Below are 18,306 nucleotides of genomic sequence, written 5' to 3' on the forward strand. Positions count from 1 at the left end.
ATGTTTTATTGTTTTTTAAATAGTCATTAAATTTACATGTCACTGTTATTTCTAAATTGGTTAATTACAGTGAAACAGGTAAATACATGTTTAACTTTTAAAGAAAGAAATCATGAGTGACTATGTATTACGGATTATCAAATTCACATGTGTTGATGAATCTGGTATTGATTTTTTAGGTTCTGACGAACCTTTTTGGATTTTCACGGCGAAGGTCAATAATGGCGAGGTGAATACTGCATCTTCCAGGCAATTTGGTGATGTAGACTCAGGCAATACCGAAAAGTTTCTTACCGACAATAATCGAAATATTATTTGGCCTAAAAAAGGAGCAGTTCAGGGGGCCCCTGGTCCAATCGGTCTATCCATTCAACTTTGGGATAAAGATCAAGGTGCCAAGGACACAATTGAGAAGCAAACGGAAAAAGCATTTGATTTGGGTTCACAAGCTCCAATTGTTGGTGATTGGGTTAGGCGGGTTCCATCTATTGTGCGGAACCAAATCAGCGCCTTTATTGGCGACGATCTGATGTCATCGAAAACGGTTCTATTTACTAATGCACAGCTTGATCGGCACCTTCGCAACGTAGGTTCGAAGCTCAAACAGAAGATTCGTTTCGGTGGAACCGGGGGAGATTTACCTTTTGAAGTCGCTGGTGGACCGGACTATGACTTATTCATTGAAGTAGAGAGAGTTTCGTGATTAACGTTGCCGGTGTTTGCAGTAATTGTCTATTCCCCATATTAGCAATTCTGGAAAGTATGATTTATATTATGTCAAAGTCATACTTTCTTTTACCACATTTGATAATTTACTCCGAATAAAAAGTTTTATGTTTTTGATTAATTTCGAAATAAATTACGATCCTTTCAGATTCCAATCACCTTAATGCTATTGTTGAACAAATTTAATTACAGCAGGATCGACTGAAACATCACCAGATCTGTTTTACATGTTTGAAAATAAAAGAAAACTTCTATTTGCGATAAAAGAATGTTTTCCTGCCTTAGCTTCTGTTAAAATTAACAATGGATAGTAACTAATGTCTCTGGAAATGTAATTGTTTAGTAGTACTTTCAATTATGAATCAGGATAAAAAAATGGCTATATAATCTGGTAATTACCGTCGTAGGAGCTCTGATTATTTGGTTTTTAACCCTGCCTGGTATCTTTACAAAAGAGAAAAAGCCAGTAAAATCTATTGCCGAAGCAGACATCAGAATCCTAAAATTCGATATTATGCCAAGTTTTTCGGTCAAAAGGGCATATGGGACATTTTCAGTATATAATGACGGGCAGGTTATCGCTGAAAACTGCGATTTAGAATGGACTATCTTGCCTTTTATTCACAATTCAAGCAAAACGCTTTGTTTTTTGTTTACTATCACACCTATTATAAAAACAAAAGCTTTGGTAATCGATAGTACTGGCTGAATTCAGAAATTCAAAAATAGGTCCAGAGCCTGTCTTGTACAAATATTTTTTTAATCTGTAAAAATTTAAAATTTTTTATAGTTGTAACACCATATTGGTAGTATTGGCACTGTATTTGTTATGCTCAGGCAAACCTATAACTAATCATAAATACAATGGGAAATATCCTGTACACAATTGCAGTCATTTTAGTTATTTTATGGCTGATAGGCTATTTTGGATTTGCTAGTTTCGGAATGGGCAACATTATTCACGTGCTTCTGGTCATTGCAGTCATTGCGGTTATTCTGCGTTTAGTCAGCGGTAATAAGATAGTCTAAATGGTATCTGGTCAGATCTGTCTAAGAGAACTGACCAGATACTATAATTTTATAACTGCTTTGTTAATTCTAAAATAATAACTCTCTGGAATTTTCCCATTGTGATAGCTGTGGATATTATGTTATTGAAATACAGTATTGGAAAGGTAATTATGCTTATAAAAAGTGGTAAGAAATGTTTACTTCTTAAACCACGTTGTTTACGCAGTCCTTTTTACTATCGTCGCTGAACGCCTTTTAAAATAATATCAATCAAACCAGCCTTTTTAGTTACAGAAGTATTTGCCTACTCCTGAAGTGCTGTAATACCTTTCAGGTTTACCAGACAAATTTTTTTATTATAGGCTAGGGGTGCACTTTTAATGATGCACCCCTATGGAACTGGATCGTTATGCCTTCTGAAAGACCAAATGGCACAGCCAGACATGGCAATAAAGTTAAAAAACTGGAAAGATAGTTCAACTCATTTTGAAGATATTTTTAGATTGAAAAGTTGGATTTTTATGGTAAATTCTAATTCTGGTTATTTTCCTAGAACACTATATTGACCTAACCGTAATGAAAATGGTTTCTTTTTTAAATATTGATATTAAAAAGTACCACTGAGCTAATCATCCGGATCTGCAGCTAGGGTATGCACCTCTTAGGTCATAACAGACTTTTTTATGTATTCATAATACACTGTTAATTTTAATCTGGCATGGTTGGAAAGATTTGAGTCATGGGCTTTGGAATTCAAATTTTTATTTATCCAAATTCGTTTAGTTATGTCTGATTTAAACACTACAGCTTATACGGATGGTCCGATTACAGGTTCATTCAAGAACAGGGAAGATGCAGACCATGCGTATGATTCTTTAATCAGCCGTGGATACAGCTCTGATGATACTACGGTAATAATGTCTGATGAAACCAAGAAAACACATTTTGAGAACGGGGACTATAAAAGCGATCTGGGCAATAAGTCGTTTGAGAAAGCAGGGATTGGTTCAGCAATTGGCGGCACAGCTGGTGCTATTATCGGGGCTATTGCAGCGATTGGTACGGTCGTGGCGCTGCCCGGTATAGGCCTGGTTGTAGCAGGACCGTTGCTTGCAGCACTGACCGGAGCAGGGGCAGGAGGGCTGACCGGAGGAATTATTGGTGCACTTTTAAAATGTCAACCAATTACAAGTAGCATATGCACTGCAATAGTCAGAAACATTGTTCAGGTGAGCCATTTGCTGTGAATCCTAATATTTGCACCTGAAAAGAAACCTGCAATCGCAGGTTTCTTTATTTATACGACGATACAGTATCCAGAGTAATTTGATTCAGTTCTCTCTGAATACGAATTTAAAATAAGTTCCTTTATAAATATACAGCATTTGAGTGAACTACTCCATAATAAATTTGGAATGCTTCACACCGGAGGCGGTCTGCGCTTTGATAATGTACAAACCCGGCACCATAGCCTTATTGACAGACATCTCCACAGAAATGCCTCCTTCCGCATCGCTGTCAACTGTTTTCGCCTGATACAGCTGCCCGTTGCGATCGTATATGGTAATGGTTACCGGCTCCTGTTTTGCAAAGTCAGTGAGGTCAATATAGATTTTTGACCCATTTTGGATTGGATTAGGATAAATCTTAAGACCAGGCTCTTTCGCCGTTGCTTGACTGACGGTATCGGCTGTAACCTGCTTTCGGGCATTTTCCTGGGAAGCGCCGGTAGCTGAAGAATCAGCTTCGTAAGAAATCCCGAAGCCAGATAACTCGACAGATACAACCCGATCCTGTTTCCTTTTTTGCTGACAGCCTCCAACCTTGCCTTTTTTTCTCCTGCGGATTTAGGGTAAAAAGCAACGTTAAAGGTAACTGAACTGTTCTTACGAATTTTTATGGGCTTATTTGGGTTAACATCCGGCTGCCCAATCATCTTAAATTCGCTGGCATTAGCTCCGGTAATAGCCAGTCCTTTTAATACCAGGTTACCCCGGCCGGTATTGGCGATCGTAATGGTGTGCAGCGCGACCTTTGAGAAATCACGTGTGTCGTTATCATCGTCATTGCCATCGTCACCTTTGCCCCTGGCACCGGATTGAGAAGAAACTGCAGCGAAGTTCGCTGTGGAAGCAGTCCTTTCCGAGGAAGTAGCAGTGGTGGTGACTCCTACTACCTCGACAGCAGAGATTTTCGCGGGAAAAGCGCTGGCAAACCCTTCTCCATCGGATAAACTGCTCACCTGTAATAAAGTAATCTGGGAAGTTCTGTCGGGTGTATTATTCCAGTTTAACTCGATCACGTACAAGTTTCCTGTTTTCACATCTTCGACCACATCCAGCGGATTAATAAAACCAGACATACCCACTAAACCGCTGGTACCGGCTCCGGTATAGGATTTTTTAATGTCGTAAAGGCTATCAGTGCTGCCTTTTACGAGCGACCCTGGTTCTAAGACAATTATATCGCCCCCGCCGCTAAAGCGGCATACCAGTAATTTACCTTTCAGCGCTCCGTTAAAAGCGCTGCTCTTGTATTCAATAGCGCCGTTAGGTGACCGGTTTAAGTCAAAGTTAAAGGCTGCTCCCTGATAATTCTGATCAGCGCTCACAGTAGTGGGGTATTTAACGTTGTCTTTATTACCCCGGTTAACAATATATTCGCCGCGCAAAGGATTAGGGTGCCCATAATAGCCATTTGGTTTGATACGAAATAACCAGTCATTCTGGACCTGTACCCCCGTTGTAGCCGGTATCGACGGACCATTATAAAAAGTGCCATCCGGCCGCCGGGTTCCTGCTACAGAAGCCGGTGTATTGCCCCCGGCCGCAGAGCCATTGGCCGGAGCGTATAACTGTCCGTTGGAATGCCACACCAGATCATAGGCATTTCTGATACCGGAAGCATAGATTTTAAGCGGGGCATTTGTAGCATATGGGTTGTAGGTGTTATCGGAGAGACGCAGCTGGCTTGCAGCAGCCTGATTGATTAAACTCTGATTGGAAGTTGTTCTGGCATCAAGCGTGGTACCATTTAGTTTTGTCAGATCCAAACGCAGTATTGCTGCAGACAGTAAACTTTCGGTGCGCTGCCATGAACCATCATAAGCCCCCATAGAACTGTTGCTGCCCTGATTTAAATATAAGGCTTTATCAGGACCAAATGCCAGACTATTCACCAGGTGGTCTTTAGCCGAGCGGGGCAGATTGGTAACCAGTAACTGCTCGGCAGCCAGGCCCGACCCCGTTAGTTTAGAGATTTTACCATCAAATTCAGGCGCATTTGTCAGCCCGGAGGAGCAGTGGGAAACATAAGCTATAAGGCTGGTGGCAGTAGAAACCGGGTCAAAAACCAGTCCTATTGCCTCACGGGTTCCGTATTTATTGACCAGTGTGGTAATAGAATCCAGTTTGCTAAGCACACCATCGGGCCGGTTAATTGTAAATCTTTCAATCACACCATCTAACCGCAGGGCGTAAAACTTGTCGTCCGGACCAATAACCAAAGAAGCATATTTTTTATTTTGAGTTCCGGCAATGGCCACCTTGTTGAATTCAACGGATAAAGGATCGGTTGGTTCAAGGGCGGCACCCGTGGTAAAAGTATCAGTATACGGAACAAAAGAAGCCTGGCTATACGATTTTACACCCTGAGTTACCATAAACTTGTAAGTCGTATTGGCTTCCAAAGCAAAAGTAGGCGAAAAGCTGATCGCATCCCCGCCCCCGGTACCCTGCACCACTCCCTGAATCTGGGTGGTAGTGCTGCCTGCTACTTTTAGCAGCTTTACCGTGCTACTTGTAATCGTACCATTATCTACGCCGCCTCTATATCCCACTACCTCCGGCACATAAAGATCATTAGCAGCAATACTGGACGTATTTACGCTTACATCAGTGGCAGCATCTACGGGTGTTGAGGAAACTACGTAAGGGTGGGGCGCACTTACTTCCAGCTGTATAGTAAAGCTGCCACTGCTCAAACTGGCAGCCACCGCGCTAATCTTAGCTTTATAAGTACCTACCGGCAACTTTTCGGCAGCAGCATAATTAAAAGTAACATTTGGCTCTGTGCCGTTATGGGTAGAATTAAAGCTTAGCCAGCCACTGCCGCCGGCTTCGTATACCGCCGATAAGCTGTATTGAACATTTGTATTGCCCGAGTTGCTAAGTTCCAGAGAAAAGGTTTTATTGGCGGTGGAGATGCCTTTCTCAATGGCTAGCTGCTGCTCATTTACAGACCAATAAACATAAGGCCCGGTGGCAACCGGCACAATTCTGGCATAGTTCATTTTAGTATTAATACCACCATCCGCGTTAATGGTCAGCTTACCATCAGAAACCATTACCCGTACTGAAGCCGATTTGAAGCGTGTGTCAGAATTAATCGGTCCGATGGGTATAAATTGATCAATTACCTCAACCCCTTCTACATTCAGACTATGTTTTTCGGGAAAAGGATAAATACCAGCATCACCCGCCGAAACAGTAACATCGTATAAGCCCCTGGGTACTTCTATCTCCCAGTAGGCTTCTGCTTTGGTACCATTGAAATTACCGGCGATATCATCAGACTGCATGTGTATTAAAGTGGATTGAAGTACATTAGCCTGCCAGTTCCGGTTTCTGCCGTTGCCAGGCGTGTCGCCACCAACAGCAATATCAAGCAGGCTGTCATCCAAACGCTTTTTCCAGCCATAATGCAGGTTATTTCCCTGGTAAGTGCCGGTCCGCAGGCCAAAAGCCTGGCCAAAATCCCGCACCCAGCCTGCAGGCGGGACCGTAACCGGATCCTGAAAGGTTACCTGAATTGTCTGCGGATTTACAACTTTGAAAGAAATGGATATGGCTGTGCCAGCCGTGCCTGTACCCTTAGCTGCCGAATAAGGAGTAGCTTTTAAGGTGTAACTTCCTGCCGCCGGGGTCCAGTTCATGCTGTCTCCAAACAAATCGTAGGGACCCTGCGATTCAATTTGTGTCCGGTTTTGCGTACCACTTAAGACAAATACGACACTTCCGACCGTACCGGGGCTGGTATTTGCCCTGATGTTAATATTTTTAGTAGGTAAGGCAGCTAAATTAACGGTGCTGCCATTGGTAAATGTTTGTATGACAGCTTTTGTAGCTGAGTTTATTAAGGTAAAGCTCGTTACTTGTTCACCTGCCAGAACATTATTTGAATGGGTTCCGGAGACATACTTTCTATTGGCAGGCTCTGCGGTATGTGAAGCCGGATTTAAAGCCTGCCCATGACCACTGATCAATAAACTAATTATCAGAAGCACCCACCATTTATACGTTAATATCTTTTTTTGTTGCAGTACGGAGGTACAAATTTGATCCATTTTTTAATCAGTTTTAAGTTGAGTAAATTTGTAATTTATAAATAATAATTTTAAATATTCTTTATCAGTTATTACGGTAATATTCAGAATATGTTTCAATTTTAACGAAGGCAAAAAGCGAAAGTCAGTCGATTTACTGCAAGTGAGAAAACCATACGCTAGCCAATGCTCTGATAACAGATTAACTGAACGGCAGAGAAAGTTAGAAACATTAGTGCCATTTTAGCAAAGGCTCGTATGTAAGCAAAGTACTAATAAAAGGTGTAAAAAATGCCCCGATCCGTTGACTGTGGGGGTATTTTATCTCGTATCTACTATGAATAATACAATATTTAATTATCGGATACTTAATTAAAATGAAAATTCGGAGCCGTTGACATTGTAATTCGGAAATGAGGAGCCGTAGTGTTTAGGCCAAAAATGACCGTTTGCATTCGCAAAGCGACCGGATATATTTTAGAAAATAATTCGGACTGTAACGTATTGATGTGACAGGTTTTATTTGATAAGTATATAGTCATTTTTTATCCGGAAAAGTAAAAACAGAAAAACGGTGTATAAGCTCACGACAATTAAGCTTTATGCATACCAATTCTCTAACTTGAACATATAACGGGCTATTTTCAACTTATTTTACCAATAATTTAATTATGGAAACAAATTATTACCTGGGTGGGTATTATTTGATTTTGCAGAATCCTATCACATATTGGGGAAACAAAATCAAAGTAATTAATTCTGCAAGCGGCTGTTTCAATGATCATTTATTAAATGGTTGGTCATATAGTTGGTCATCTAATAACAATCCATGGATCGACAAGATTAAACATTCCTGTTTAATTGATGACTCAATAATCACTGCTATCAGAAAATGGACAATGCTAGCCTCCGCAGCTGGCAAGATTGGGTTGCCGAACGTTTTTGCAGATTTGGATACCCTGAATGAATACAGAAAAACATTTTCTCCCATTTGCCTAATGTAATAGCTTTGGGCATTTATTTTGAAGATTCGGTTGCGGAAAACGTGCGTTTTATATTATCTGCGAGGTACGTGTTAGAAGATTGTGGTCTGTATTTAAATTTAAGTAAGCGTGTACCGGAAGTCAACCGCCAAAATCAAGCTTTACTTGGATTTGACCTTATCAGAATAGACTATGGTGCATCCTTTCATACATTTGTTTGTCATAGTATAGAAGAAAAGCTGGTAAGCTGGTTTGATCTGAAATTAAATGAATACGGTTTATACAATGACAGCAATCGATGGGAGGAGGTATCAGAATTTCTTAATGGAGAAAATTCTTGGGTTGAACCGGTACCATGGGTTGTGTGTAAGGTTGAGCTTATAGGGATGTGATTTTGTTTTCAAAATATAAATTTTAAATGAATCGGATAATACACTGGGAGACTGTAAAATAAACTCTCGTCAATTCTTCTCCTGACAGGCCCGGTACTCTATGTATAGGATTCTCAGCAAGGTATGATACCTTTTGTAACATCTTGACTGCTATCTATCAGATTGTATAACCCAACAACCCTTGGAGATATAATTGAATTTTTCCTGATCACAAGGAATTGCTCTAATCGATCCAAGTAACAATATTGCATTTTGGATAGTTGTTTGACTTATTTCACTTGGAGGCGGCATAGATGAATAAACATTATTGCCAGTTGTACCAAGACTCGGTATAGTCAACGATTTCCTTTCCAATAATAATGACAACTGTATAAATACCGCGTGGCTCGACACACGGCTTGGAGATAATAATTTATACGGGGCACTCTCCAGTCATGGCGGTTTAACCTCGTGCAAAAGCCAGCTCATTTACAAAGGAAAGTAAAATGATATTTGTGAGCACTGCAAACCGTCCGTTTAAATCACTCAAGCCAGGCATATTTTTGTCATGTTCCGAAACACACTGGATGGTGCTCGTAACATGTACCTGATTTCATCAAATGACAAAGGACAACATTTTGGTAAAACGCAAAAACAGGGTACCGGAGATTAGATGATCGATGCATGCCCGATGTACAGAGGCGATTTGACGGGTTAATTTAAAGGATAAATTTCCACAGTCTGGCGCCATCTATTGGAAGTTAATCTTACGCAGCAGGAAAAACCTGAAACGGAAATAGGTGGTGGTTCTGTACATGTTATACTCCAAGCTAACCACGGGAAACACGATTGCCTGGCAGCAAAATAAAGCAATTCAGTTCCAAAGTCCTGCTGGGTTTAAAACTTTTTTACCGGCAATAGGCAATTTCCAAACTGGCATCGATACTTGATCAGAAACTGGCTATTTGTACTTTTGAACAAATGCCGGATCATGGTGACAACTGTTGATTTACAGTAAACATTGTCAAACCTGGCAAAGAAAAATTTACTTCAAACACGCAGTTCGTGCCTAAATGCTAATTTTGTCCGGTAATTAATGATGTTTTGAAGTTATATTCATTGAAATTCCGGTTAAAAACAAGCTTAATGAAAAAGAGCTCTTTCGTATAAAGAGAATGAAGGAGGTGATTAAAACCACCAACCCACATGGCCACAAAAACTATCTTGAAATCATTTATTTAGAAGAAGGGGCGGGGTATCATCAGATTGATTTTAATCGTTTTGCTGTTAAACCATACAATCTTTATCTGGTCAAGCCGGGTCAGATCCATAGCTGGGAGCTGACCGAAATCCCGAAAGGATTTGTGGAGATGATCCAGAAAGATTTCCTACTGGAACACCCGCTTTATGATGTGCTTTTTCAAACCGTCCCGCTTCCTTACCCGAGTGGTTTTGATCTGGAAAAAGTGCGTCACCATGATTTGTATAACCACGAGATTTAAAAAGCCGCTTAGCCAGAGTCCACATCTGTGAAAATGCCTTATTAGGCCCCGGTTTCAAGAAAGTAGCAGGGTGATCCTAATGCATGCATAATTCTTGGAACCTGTGAAGCTTTGGGGAACTCAAACATTGATATCAAGTACATTACATTTGAGGATTTAAACGAAATATCAATAGTCAATTAAAGTGGTACCTTTCATAATTTTGACAGAAATAATCATTAGCACGACTAAAATATTAGGCTAATATAACGGATAAATTGAAATATGAGCAGATCTGATTCAGCTTGTCAGTTACATTGAAATTCAGGACTTTGAATAAAAATTTTATAAAATTATCTGGAAGTTTTTGTAATTTCATTAGAATTATAACTTTTAACTTCTGGACCATGAAAGCATCACTGTTAGCAACGTTTCTGACCTTTATTTTATGGTGTTCAACCGCAGCTGCCCAAAGCCGGTTTATGGCAAAACCCGGAGACAAGGTGTGGGTTTTTGTAAATACTGTCAAAGCCGACAAGCGACCGCAGTTTGAGCAGTTTCTGCATGATATTTTCTGGGCAGGCGCCAAAAAGCTTGGGGAAGATGATCAGAAAGTATTTCTGCAGACCCGAATACTGCATCCGACAGCAGCGGAAGCAGATGGGACCTATTCTTACCTTTTTATTATGGATCCTGTTATTGAAGGTGGCAATTATGACATCAAAAGTCTGCTCACTAAAATGTATGGCGATTCAAAGGCAGAACAATATTATAAAATATTCGAAGACGCTTCTGTCGGAGAACAGAAAGGTTATCGGTTGACGCAATCAAAAGACTAGAAAGCCAGAGGCAGAGCCGGCTTTCATGTAAATTGCCGGATGATTAAAAAATGTCATCCCAATTTGCTTTTGATACGACCTGGCTGCCCAACAGATTCAGTTTCATTTCGACTGGTAAAAATATGATAGCATTCAAAAAGAATGAAATTGTAAGCACGTAGTTTTACTGTTTAGTCAGCAGCACCTTTAACGTTTCAGTAAAGGTGCCTGACTGTATTTTCAGCATATAGATCCCATTTTCCAACTGGATGGGCTACACATCTACTTCGTACCGGCTGGCCGGTATGCCAGCTTGCCGGGCCTGTATCTGGAAGGTATTACCCGACAGGCTGATCAGCCGTAGATCTATTTTTCCGTGGTGTTTGCCTGACACATTTATTGTAAAGCTGGTTGCCGCCGGATTCGGATAGATGCCGGATGCTTCGGGTCCGGGCAATGGATGCGCAAATTCTTCTGCTGTCAACCTTGCGGCTGGTGGAGCGTTTGCTTCGATAACCAGCTGCGGCCGGTTGGCTTTACTTTCACGGCTGTTGAATATCAGGCGGGTATTCTGGTTGTCAGGGTTGGTCAGAACAAGACTTGCCACCATGTCCCCTGCCAGCTCAGACTGTACAAAAGTCGTTACATCGATCTCGTAATATCCGGTGCTGCCACTTACATTCACTGATCCCTGTGCACTTTCCGAAAAAACAGGTGCATTATCCCAGGTAATGTCCGTTTCTATCCATGAATCATCACTTACACCATAAGCCGAAACGCTGGTATGTTCCCCATTCTGCACATTAGACCCGTACAGCCGGAGTTTGGCTGACCTGATCTGGCTGATTCCATCCAGTGGGAATTTCAGATAGGTATTCCGCTGAAAGGCAGGCAAACTACCTGCTTTTATTTCCAGTGTGGATTCCATACCATAATTGTTCTGATCGCCGGGCGAGTTCCGAACATAAGCATCAGCCAGAGGCAATAGAATGGCTGGCTGGGCGGGCTGGTATTTGTAGAGTTCAGCACCAATTTCACCTGCATCCGCAGAGATCAGCAGCGTTCCGCCCACATTGGCCAGATCAAAAAAACTCGTACCTGTTATTCCCGAAGCGTGGTCATACACCAGGTAAGTACCCGCGCTGGTACCATCGCTTCGCCATAATTCACTGCCGGTAGCCGGATCATTGGGCGTAAAGTAAAAAACGTTTCCTACGGCAGCTGAATGGCTGATGGTTATTTTATCTGTTCCGCGACCGATCCGTTTTACCATATGCGTTCCTGAAGGCGTGCCGTCACTTACCCAAAGCTGATCACCAAAATCGTTGTCACAAGGCACAAAAAACAATTTTCCCCCAACGTCCGTCAAATGACTGATCACAGGACGGTAAAAAAGATTGGTCGTGTATTGTTCATCAAATGTGCCCAGTTGTATTGTTCCTGCGGCGGCACCATCCGTTCTCCATAAATATTCCTTTCCTTTATTTACAACATGAAAATACACCAGGTTGCCGGCTGTGAAAAGGCCTGAAATATGCGCTACATCTTCATCCGGATACAGGTTTTTTAGTACGGTGGTACCCTCAGCAGTGCCATCACTTTTTACCAGCAAGTGATCCTTGTTTTTCTGGTCGGTCAGAATATAATACAGAAAATTGTTAATAACAGCCGGAGAAGAGCCATTGCCAGGTCCGTTACTGATTCTTGTGACTACTGTTGTTCCTGCCGCTGTTCCGTCGCTTTTCCACAATTCATTACTATTTACTCCATCCGGGGCAAGGAAATATATCTGTCCGTTCAATGCAACCGGTTCAAAGCTGCCGGTATTTGAAATCGTTCGCAGGAGCACAGTTCCCGCCGTAGTACCGTCACTTTTCCATAGCTGAAGCTTTTGCGAAGTGGTTATGACACCCAGGAAAAGTGTACTGTTTAAACCAATCATGCCGGCGATCCTTTCGTTGTGATCCAATGGGATTACTTCTTTGACCAGTACCGTGCCTTCCGAGGTCCCGTTACTTTTCCATATTTCCCGTGAGTCGACCGCAAAAAACAAAGTTCCGTTTACATTGGTAAACAGGTCTGGAAAGGAGCCGCCTGTACCCGGGTAAATATTCCTGACCAGTGCCGTTCCTAATGCCGTCTTATCCGTCTTCCATAATTCAAAGTTGTTGATTCCGTCATTAGCAGTAAAGTATCCGGTGCCGTCAAAATCAAAAATATGCTGGGGAACGGAGCGAGGCCCTGACAGGGTCGTGACAGGCACTGTACTTTCCGAAGTGAGATCACTTTTAAATACTTGTGTGATATCGAAGTCAGATCCGGTGATATCTTCCGTTCCGCTAAAAAACAAAGTCCCTCCGGCATGGGTCAGCAATGTACCGTAGATATCAGCTATCACCTGCGTTCCTGCATCAGTCCCGTCAGTTTTCCATATTTTCCCACCCGTATCAGAATCATCAGAAACAGAAAAAATCAACCGGTTACCTATGGTGATTAATTCACCAGCACCGTCAGGAAATTCAAATACCCGGAACGTGCCTGCAGCAGTGCCGTCCGACTTCCAAAGCTTAAAATTCGTATGATCACTTTGAGCAATAAAAAACAGGGTACCGTCCACGTTGGTCAGCCGTGACAGGTTAGAGGGGTCCGGGCCCGGAAATAGGTCTTTTACCAAAACAGTTCCAGCAGCAGTGCCGTCCGACTTCCAGAGCTCTAAACCCGTGTTGCCTTGCCGGGCAGCGAAATAGATCGTCGTACCAACAGCAATGAGACTTTCTGGATCTGCATTGGGAAATCGTTTAATGGGTGTGATGTTGATCCCGTCGGTGCGTTTCAAGGTATAATTTTCAATAAAGTACATGTATCCGTTTACCGCTGCCGGCCTGAAACTGCCAAGCAACGCTGGTCCGGGTATAGTGCCGGCGGCTGTCCTATCACTTTTCCATAATTTATAAATCGTACTTCCGGTTTCAGATAGTTCACCAGTCAGAAAATACAGCACCCCATCGAAATTAATCAGGTCTAGCGGGCCGGTTGAGCCAATACCTGGCGGGACAACTTCTTTAACCAGGCTTGTTCCGGCAACTGTTCCATCAGTCTTCCAGAGCTGACCGCTGCCGTCTGATCCTGGGCTGGAAAAATACACCGTACCATTTATCTCAACCGGATTTTCAAACCGCAGCTCCTTTAATGGAAAAGTGCCGGCGGTAGTTCCGTCACTTCGAAAGAGCCAAGTACTATCATTATAGGTAAACTGGCAGAAAGCAAGGCCGTTCGCGGCAAATAACCCCGTTGGTCCATCTGATTTGTAATAGACATCTGTCAGCATCCTGGTGCCCCCGGTAGTCCCGTCACTTTTCCAGAGCTGCTTATTGTGCGCAGCATCATTGCCAAGAAAAAAAGTGTATGACCTGCAACAGCCCTTTCCCTCATGATTACCCCCTGGGAAGGCCCGCTAACATTAATATCTTTAACGAGGTCAATGGTCTGTGCTTTTAATATGTGAGGCATGATCATCAGTGAAAATACCAGCCACAGCAGTTGTCTTTTCATAAGCGTTGATTGTTTAAATAGTTTTAAAAATCAATGATGCCTGTTTTTAAAAAATAGAATTTGTTTTTTATTCAAGAGCGGAAATCAGGTATAACCGGCTTTATGCGATTTATTTTAACAAGTGATACCATGGGTTAGCAGCAGATATATTCCTGATGCTTCATTGCCTTTATTCCAAAACCAGCATTTTTAAAACTTCTTTATGCGTTCCTGAGGCGATTTCTAATAAAAACAGGCCTTCGGATACTTGTAATGCTGAAATGTCCATTTCAACTACTGATGCTGAATTATAGGTTTTCTTCCGGGTCTGTACGGCTTGTCCGGTCTTGTTTAGCAGACTTAAACAAACATCACCCTTGTGGCGGTTGGAAATCTTGATCGAAATATGTTTCCCAGTAACCGGATTGGGATAAATACTTGATGCTTCCGGGCCGGGCAACAAAATCGCAAACTCCTGTTCTGTTATCATCCTTGCGCCTGGCAGCGGCAGATCCTGTAGAACGAGCTGCGGCGGGTGGACTTCTCCCTCCCTGCTGTTGAAGGTCAGCTGGGCGTTCTGGCCGGAAGGGTTGGTAATTAAAAAGCTTACTGTTTGATCCGTTGCCAGTTGTGACTGTACAAATGCCGTTACATCTATTTCATAATACTGAGCCGTGTGAGTTACAGGCACCGATCCGAGCACGGTCCCTGAGCCGGCTGGTGCATTCAGCCAGGTGATGCCCGTTTCTGTCCACGAATCGTTGGCCACCGCGTAAGCTGACAGGCCAACAGGCGCCGTGCTTTGCATAGCCGAACCATACAGCCGCAGCTTCGCCTGGCCCACCTGGCCTACATTGGCCAGGGAGAATTTCAAATACGTGCAACGCTGATAGCTGGGCAGACTTCCGGCTTTGACTTCCAGAGTGGGGGCTGTTCCGTAGTTGGCCGCATCGTGGGGCACATTACGGATATATGCATCGGCAACCGGTCCTAAAATTGTCTGCACGGGCACTACCTCTATCGCAGCAATAATGGGCATGTCTGCGGCCCCTTTCAGAAAGTCAATGTCCAGGGTGCCGTCTGAGACATCGACTACAAATGTTTCCGTTCTGGCACGCATGGCCCCGCCGGCTTTGGTGAAAATATCGTAGTTGGTCAGCTTTCGGATGCCTTCCAGATCCACATGAAAACGGCGTTTGCCATTGCCAGCCGGCCCGCCTTTGCCCGGTACGCCCCAGTAGATTTCCGCAAAATGCAGCACGAGTTTCATTTGTCCGTTGGTAACCGGTATGCTGTATTGAAATCCCGGACCGTAGCGCTGTTCCCGGTAGAGCTGATCATCTGTTGTAGCAAGTATATCACCGCCGGAGAAATTAGAGATCCGGGTGGTACCACTGAAATACTGGTCCGCGCTAAAATGGCGGCCGCCGGAAGCTGCAAAGGATGCACCACCTGCATTAATGCGCATTTCCTGCACGCCGATGGGCACAGGGTCATATTTGTAGAGCTCGTAACCATACACGGATGTACTGGCGCTGATCAGCAGGGTGTTATTGATCGTGGCCATTTCTTCAATACCCGTATTTTCGTTCGGTGTGAGGTCCTCCACCATAAAGGTGCCTTCCGGCGTTCCATCGCTTCTCCACAGCTCATTGCCTGTTGCCGGTTCATAGTAATTGAAGTAAAAAAGGTTTCCCATACCCGCAGATACCGTTCTTTGGAAACGCAGCGGGTTCTGATCCATAGGGGTCACGCGTCTGGTACCCGAAACCGTGCCGTCACTTACCCATACCTGATCCCCGTTAACAACGTCACTGAGGCTAAAAAACAGTTTGCCATTTACATTCGTAAATTTAACAGGGCGCCGGATGTCATCTTCCTCAACCGTACCGATGGCTGCCAGTTCAATAGTGCCCGTGGCTGTGCCATCGGTACGCCATAAAAATGTTTCGCCTGTATCATAGTTGCTGATGATCGTATACACATAGGTGCCGGCAGAGTGCAAACCCGATGCCCAAAGCGGCATCGATTTGACCATATAGGTCCCTTGCGGGGTTCCATTCGTTTTGGCCAGGTTGTTTGTTCCGTTGTCCCAGGTCAGGTAGAAAAGGTTGTCACCAGATACAGCCATTTCCGTATAAAGGAGCGATCCGAGGGAAATGTCGCCGGCAGGCACGGTGCCGGCCTTTGTGCCATCACTTTTCCAGAGTACATAACGGTCAACCCCGTTCCAGGCTATAAAATAGAGCGCTCCCTTGAATTCTATGGAATGAAAAAAATCGGTATTTTCCAGGGTTTTGACCAGCACAGTCCCTTGCGGGGTCCCGTCACTTTTCCAGAGCTCCATTCTGCCAATACGACTGTAAACGCCAAAGTACAGCGTATTTCCGATACTGGTAAACCCTTCAATACTATGGTAATATTTGTCAGGAATATCAAAATCTTTCACCATAACAGTCCCATTATCCGTGCCGTCCGATGCCCATAGCTGCCAGTAAGACTTAAAGAAGAGTAACCGGTTTGTATGCATCAGCAAATCCAGGCCATCCGGTATCTCCCTGACCAGGACTGTGCCGGCAGCGGTGCCGTCTGTTTTCCAAAGGCCTCTGCCGGCTTGCGGAATGGTTGCTGAGAAATACCCTTGTCCATTCAGCTCAGTAAAATGCCGGGGAAAAGAGCTTTCAGTCGTTACTGCGGTAATTGGCTGGGTTTGCTCGGTTGCAAGGCTGGTTTTGAAAAGCCGGTAGCCGGATTCAGGATACCCTGCAAAGAACACATCCTTCCCCACAAGGATTGGGAACAAAGAGAGAAAGTCGGTCAGCGCATGCGTCCCCTGCCGGGTTCCGTCACTTTTCCAGAGTTTGTGCATTCCGTCATTTCCGTCATCTCCGTTAAACACCAGGTGGCTCCCGGCTACAAACATGGTCCAGTAATCCTGTTCTGGTTGAGAACTTTCCAGGTTAATGTCACTGACCTGAACAGTCCCGCCGGCTGTGCCGTCACTTTTCCATAGTTCATACTACCGGGAATCGTTTACAGCAAAAAAGAAAAGGGTATCCTGAAAATTTGTGAGCAGTTCGGGAGATACCGGCTGGTTACTGTCTGGGCTGGCGTCCTTGACTACGACAGTCCCTTCCGGGGTTCCATCGGATTTCCAGAGCACGGTATTCCGGGTATTAGCCAGTGCTGAAAAATAGATGGTTCCGCCTGCTGCGACCGGCTCACCCAACCTTTCCAGGCCGGATTTGACCGTATCGACTCTTTTGCCATCTGTTTTCATCAGGTCGAATTCGGTGGTGAAATACAGATAACCGCCGGCAGCCGCTGGATTAATAAAGCCGGAAACAAGTGGTCCCGGAGTAGTACCTTTTTCCGTTCCGTCGCTGCTCCAGAGCACGGATCGGCTCTCTGGTCCGGTAAGGGCTGTAAAATAAAGGATGCCGTCCATGTTAAAAAAATTACCTGCATAGGAGATGCCAGGATCCAGATCTTTTACTTTCGCTGTCCCGGCTTTAGTCCCGTCTGTCTTCCACAGCTGAATGGATTGGCTGTTGTCCGGGAACCCGAAAAAAAGAGCATGCCGTTAATTTCCAAAAGGTCCGTATCACTATTGTAATTTGAAACCCTGAACAGAGGAATGGTACCTTCCCGGGTGCCGTCACTGCGGAAAAGCCATCCGGTTCGCTGGTAAGGTGCCTTAAAATAAACATAGCCATTTGCACTCGTCAGTTTTATAGGATTGTATTCTTCAAAGTAAAAGTCGGTCAGACGGAATGTGCCCTGTTGGGTGCCGTCTGTTCTCCACAACTGATAATTGTTTATGTCATCACTAGAGAAAAAAAGAGCAGCCCATTGGCTACTGCCCTGTTCCGAATGTCATGGCCCCTGCGCGAGGGTGTATCGTTGATGTCTTTGACCAGCCTGATCTGCTGGGCGTGCACAGTCAAAACCAAAACCATGACCGGCCAGCTGGCGAACAGAAGCAGATATCTTTTCATGCTGTTATCGTTTAAACTGGATTACTAGTAATTGTTTATTGATATAAATGGGCTAGAGTGCAAT

General features: G+C 43.8%; 15 protein-coding genes. 7 read left to right on the forward strand and 8 right to left on the reverse strand.

Features of this window, described 5'->3' with window-relative positions; genetic code table 11:
- The first annotated feature begins 112 nt into the window (after nt 1-112).
- The 3 genes from KZC02_RS30015 to KZC02_RS30025 all read left to right on the forward strand — a co-directional run bounded on the left by KZC02_RS30015 (nt 113) and on the right by KZC02_RS30025 (nt 2,984).
- On the forward strand, nt 113-703 hold the full coding sequence (locus tag KZC02_RS30015; protein WP_221392036.1) for a hypothetical protein: 591 nt from the start codon (nt 113-115) through the stop codon (nt 701-703).
- A gap of 887 nt (nt 704-1,590) precedes the next feature.
- Nucleotides 1,591-1,755 (forward strand): lmo0937 family membrane protein, encoded by a 165-nt coding sequence (locus KZC02_RS30020; RefSeq protein ID WP_221392037.1) that lies wholly within the window; start codon nt 1,591-1,593, stop codon nt 1,753-1,755.
- A 767-nt stretch (nt 1,756-2,522) separates the two neighbouring features.
- Nucleotides 2,523-2,984 carry a hypothetical protein gene (locus KZC02_RS30025; protein WP_221392038.1) on the forward strand — a complete coding sequence of 154 codons (462 nt, stop codon included), beginning with the start codon at nt 2,523-2,525 and terminating at the stop codon, nt 2,982-2,984.
- A 147-nt stretch (nt 2,985-3,131) separates the two neighbouring features.
- On the opposite strand, the gene KZC02_RS33510 is transcribed toward KZC02_RS30025, so the two are convergent.
- Both KZC02_RS33510 and KZC02_RS30030 read right to left on the reverse strand, forming a co-directional pair.
- Nucleotides 3,132-3,383, reverse strand: a complete 252-nt coding sequence (locus KZC02_RS33510) for a T9SS type A sorting domain-containing protein (protein ID WP_409014276.1) — start codon at nt 3,381-3,383, stop codon at nt 3,132-3,134.
- Nucleotides 3,308-7,081: an Ig-like domain-containing protein gene (locus KZC02_RS30030; protein WP_221392039.1), complete on the reverse strand. Its 3,774-nt coding sequence runs from the start codon at nt 7,079-7,081 to the stop codon at nt 3,308-3,310. Before KZC02_RS30030 ends, KZC02_RS33510 begins: the two co-directional genes overlap by 76 nt.
- Nucleotides 7,082-7,731: 650 nt before the next feature.
- On the opposite strand from KZC02_RS30030, the gene KZC02_RS30035 reads away from it, so the two are divergent.
- From KZC02_RS30035 to KZC02_RS30050, 4 genes are all read left to right on the forward strand, one after another.
- Nucleotides 7,732-8,064: a hypothetical protein gene (locus KZC02_RS30035; RefSeq protein ID WP_221392040.1), complete on the forward strand. Its 333-nt coding sequence runs from the start codon at nt 7,732-7,734 to the stop codon at nt 8,062-8,064.
- Complete coding sequence (locus KZC02_RS30040; protein ID WP_221392041.1) at nt 8,052-8,435, forward strand: hypothetical protein; 384 nt, start codon at nt 8,052-8,054, stop codon at nt 8,433-8,435. Before KZC02_RS30035 ends, KZC02_RS30040 begins: the two co-directional genes overlap by 13 nt.
- A gap of 1,154 nt (nt 8,436-9,589) precedes the next feature.
- On the forward strand, nt 9,590-9,916 hold the full coding sequence (locus KZC02_RS30045; protein WP_229253890.1) for an AraC family ligand binding domain-containing protein: 327 nt from the start codon (nt 9,590-9,592) through the stop codon (nt 9,914-9,916).
- A 386-nt stretch (nt 9,917-10,302) separates the two neighbouring features.
- Complete coding sequence (locus KZC02_RS30050; RefSeq protein ID WP_221392042.1) at nt 10,303-10,734, forward strand: hypothetical protein; 432 nt, start codon at nt 10,303-10,305, stop codon at nt 10,732-10,734.
- Nucleotides 10,735-10,987: 253 nt separating this feature from the next.
- On the opposite strand, the gene KZC02_RS30055 is transcribed toward KZC02_RS30050, so the two are convergent.
- The 6 genes from KZC02_RS30055 to KZC02_RS30085 all read right to left on the reverse strand — a co-directional run bounded on the left by KZC02_RS30055 (nt 10,988) and on the right by KZC02_RS30085 (nt 18,242).
- A complete protein-coding gene (locus KZC02_RS30055) occupies nt 10,988-14,041 on the reverse strand; it encodes an ELWxxDGT repeat protein (protein ID WP_221392043.1) in 3,054 nt (1,017 codons plus the stop codon).
- Complete coding sequence (locus KZC02_RS30060; RefSeq protein WP_221392044.1) at nt 14,035-14,265, reverse strand: hypothetical protein; 231 nt, start codon at nt 14,263-14,265, stop codon at nt 14,035-14,037. Before KZC02_RS30060 ends, KZC02_RS30055 begins: the two co-directional genes overlap by 7 nt.
- A gap of 169 nt (nt 14,266-14,434) precedes the next feature.
- The gene (locus KZC02_RS30065; RefSeq protein WP_221392045.1) at nt 14,435-17,167 is read right to left on the reverse strand and encodes a DNRLRE domain-containing protein; all 2,733 of its coding nucleotides are present in this window, start codon (nt 17,165-17,167) and stop codon (nt 14,435-14,437) included.
- Nucleotides 17,168-17,263: 96 nt separating this feature from the next.
- Nucleotides 17,264-17,692: a hypothetical protein gene (locus KZC02_RS30075; RefSeq protein ID WP_221392046.1), complete on the reverse strand. Its 429-nt coding sequence runs from the start codon at nt 17,690-17,692 to the stop codon at nt 17,264-17,266.
- Between the two features lie 44 nt (nt 17,693-17,736).
- Nucleotides 17,737-18,051 (reverse strand): hypothetical protein, encoded by a 315-nt coding sequence (locus KZC02_RS30080; RefSeq protein WP_221392047.1) that lies wholly within the window; start codon nt 18,049-18,051, stop codon nt 17,737-17,739.
- Nucleotides 18,052-18,062: 11 nt separating this feature from the next.
- Entirely contained in the window at nt 18,063-18,242 is a 180-nt protein-coding gene (locus tag KZC02_RS30085) for a hypothetical protein (RefSeq protein WP_221392048.1), read from the reverse strand.
- Nucleotides 18,243-18,306 lie beyond the last annotated feature (64 nt).

It is taken from the genome of Dyadobacter sp. NIV53 (genome assembly GCF_019711195.1).
Lineage (GTDB): Bacteria > Bacteroidota > Bacteroidia > Cytophagales > Spirosomataceae > Dyadobacter.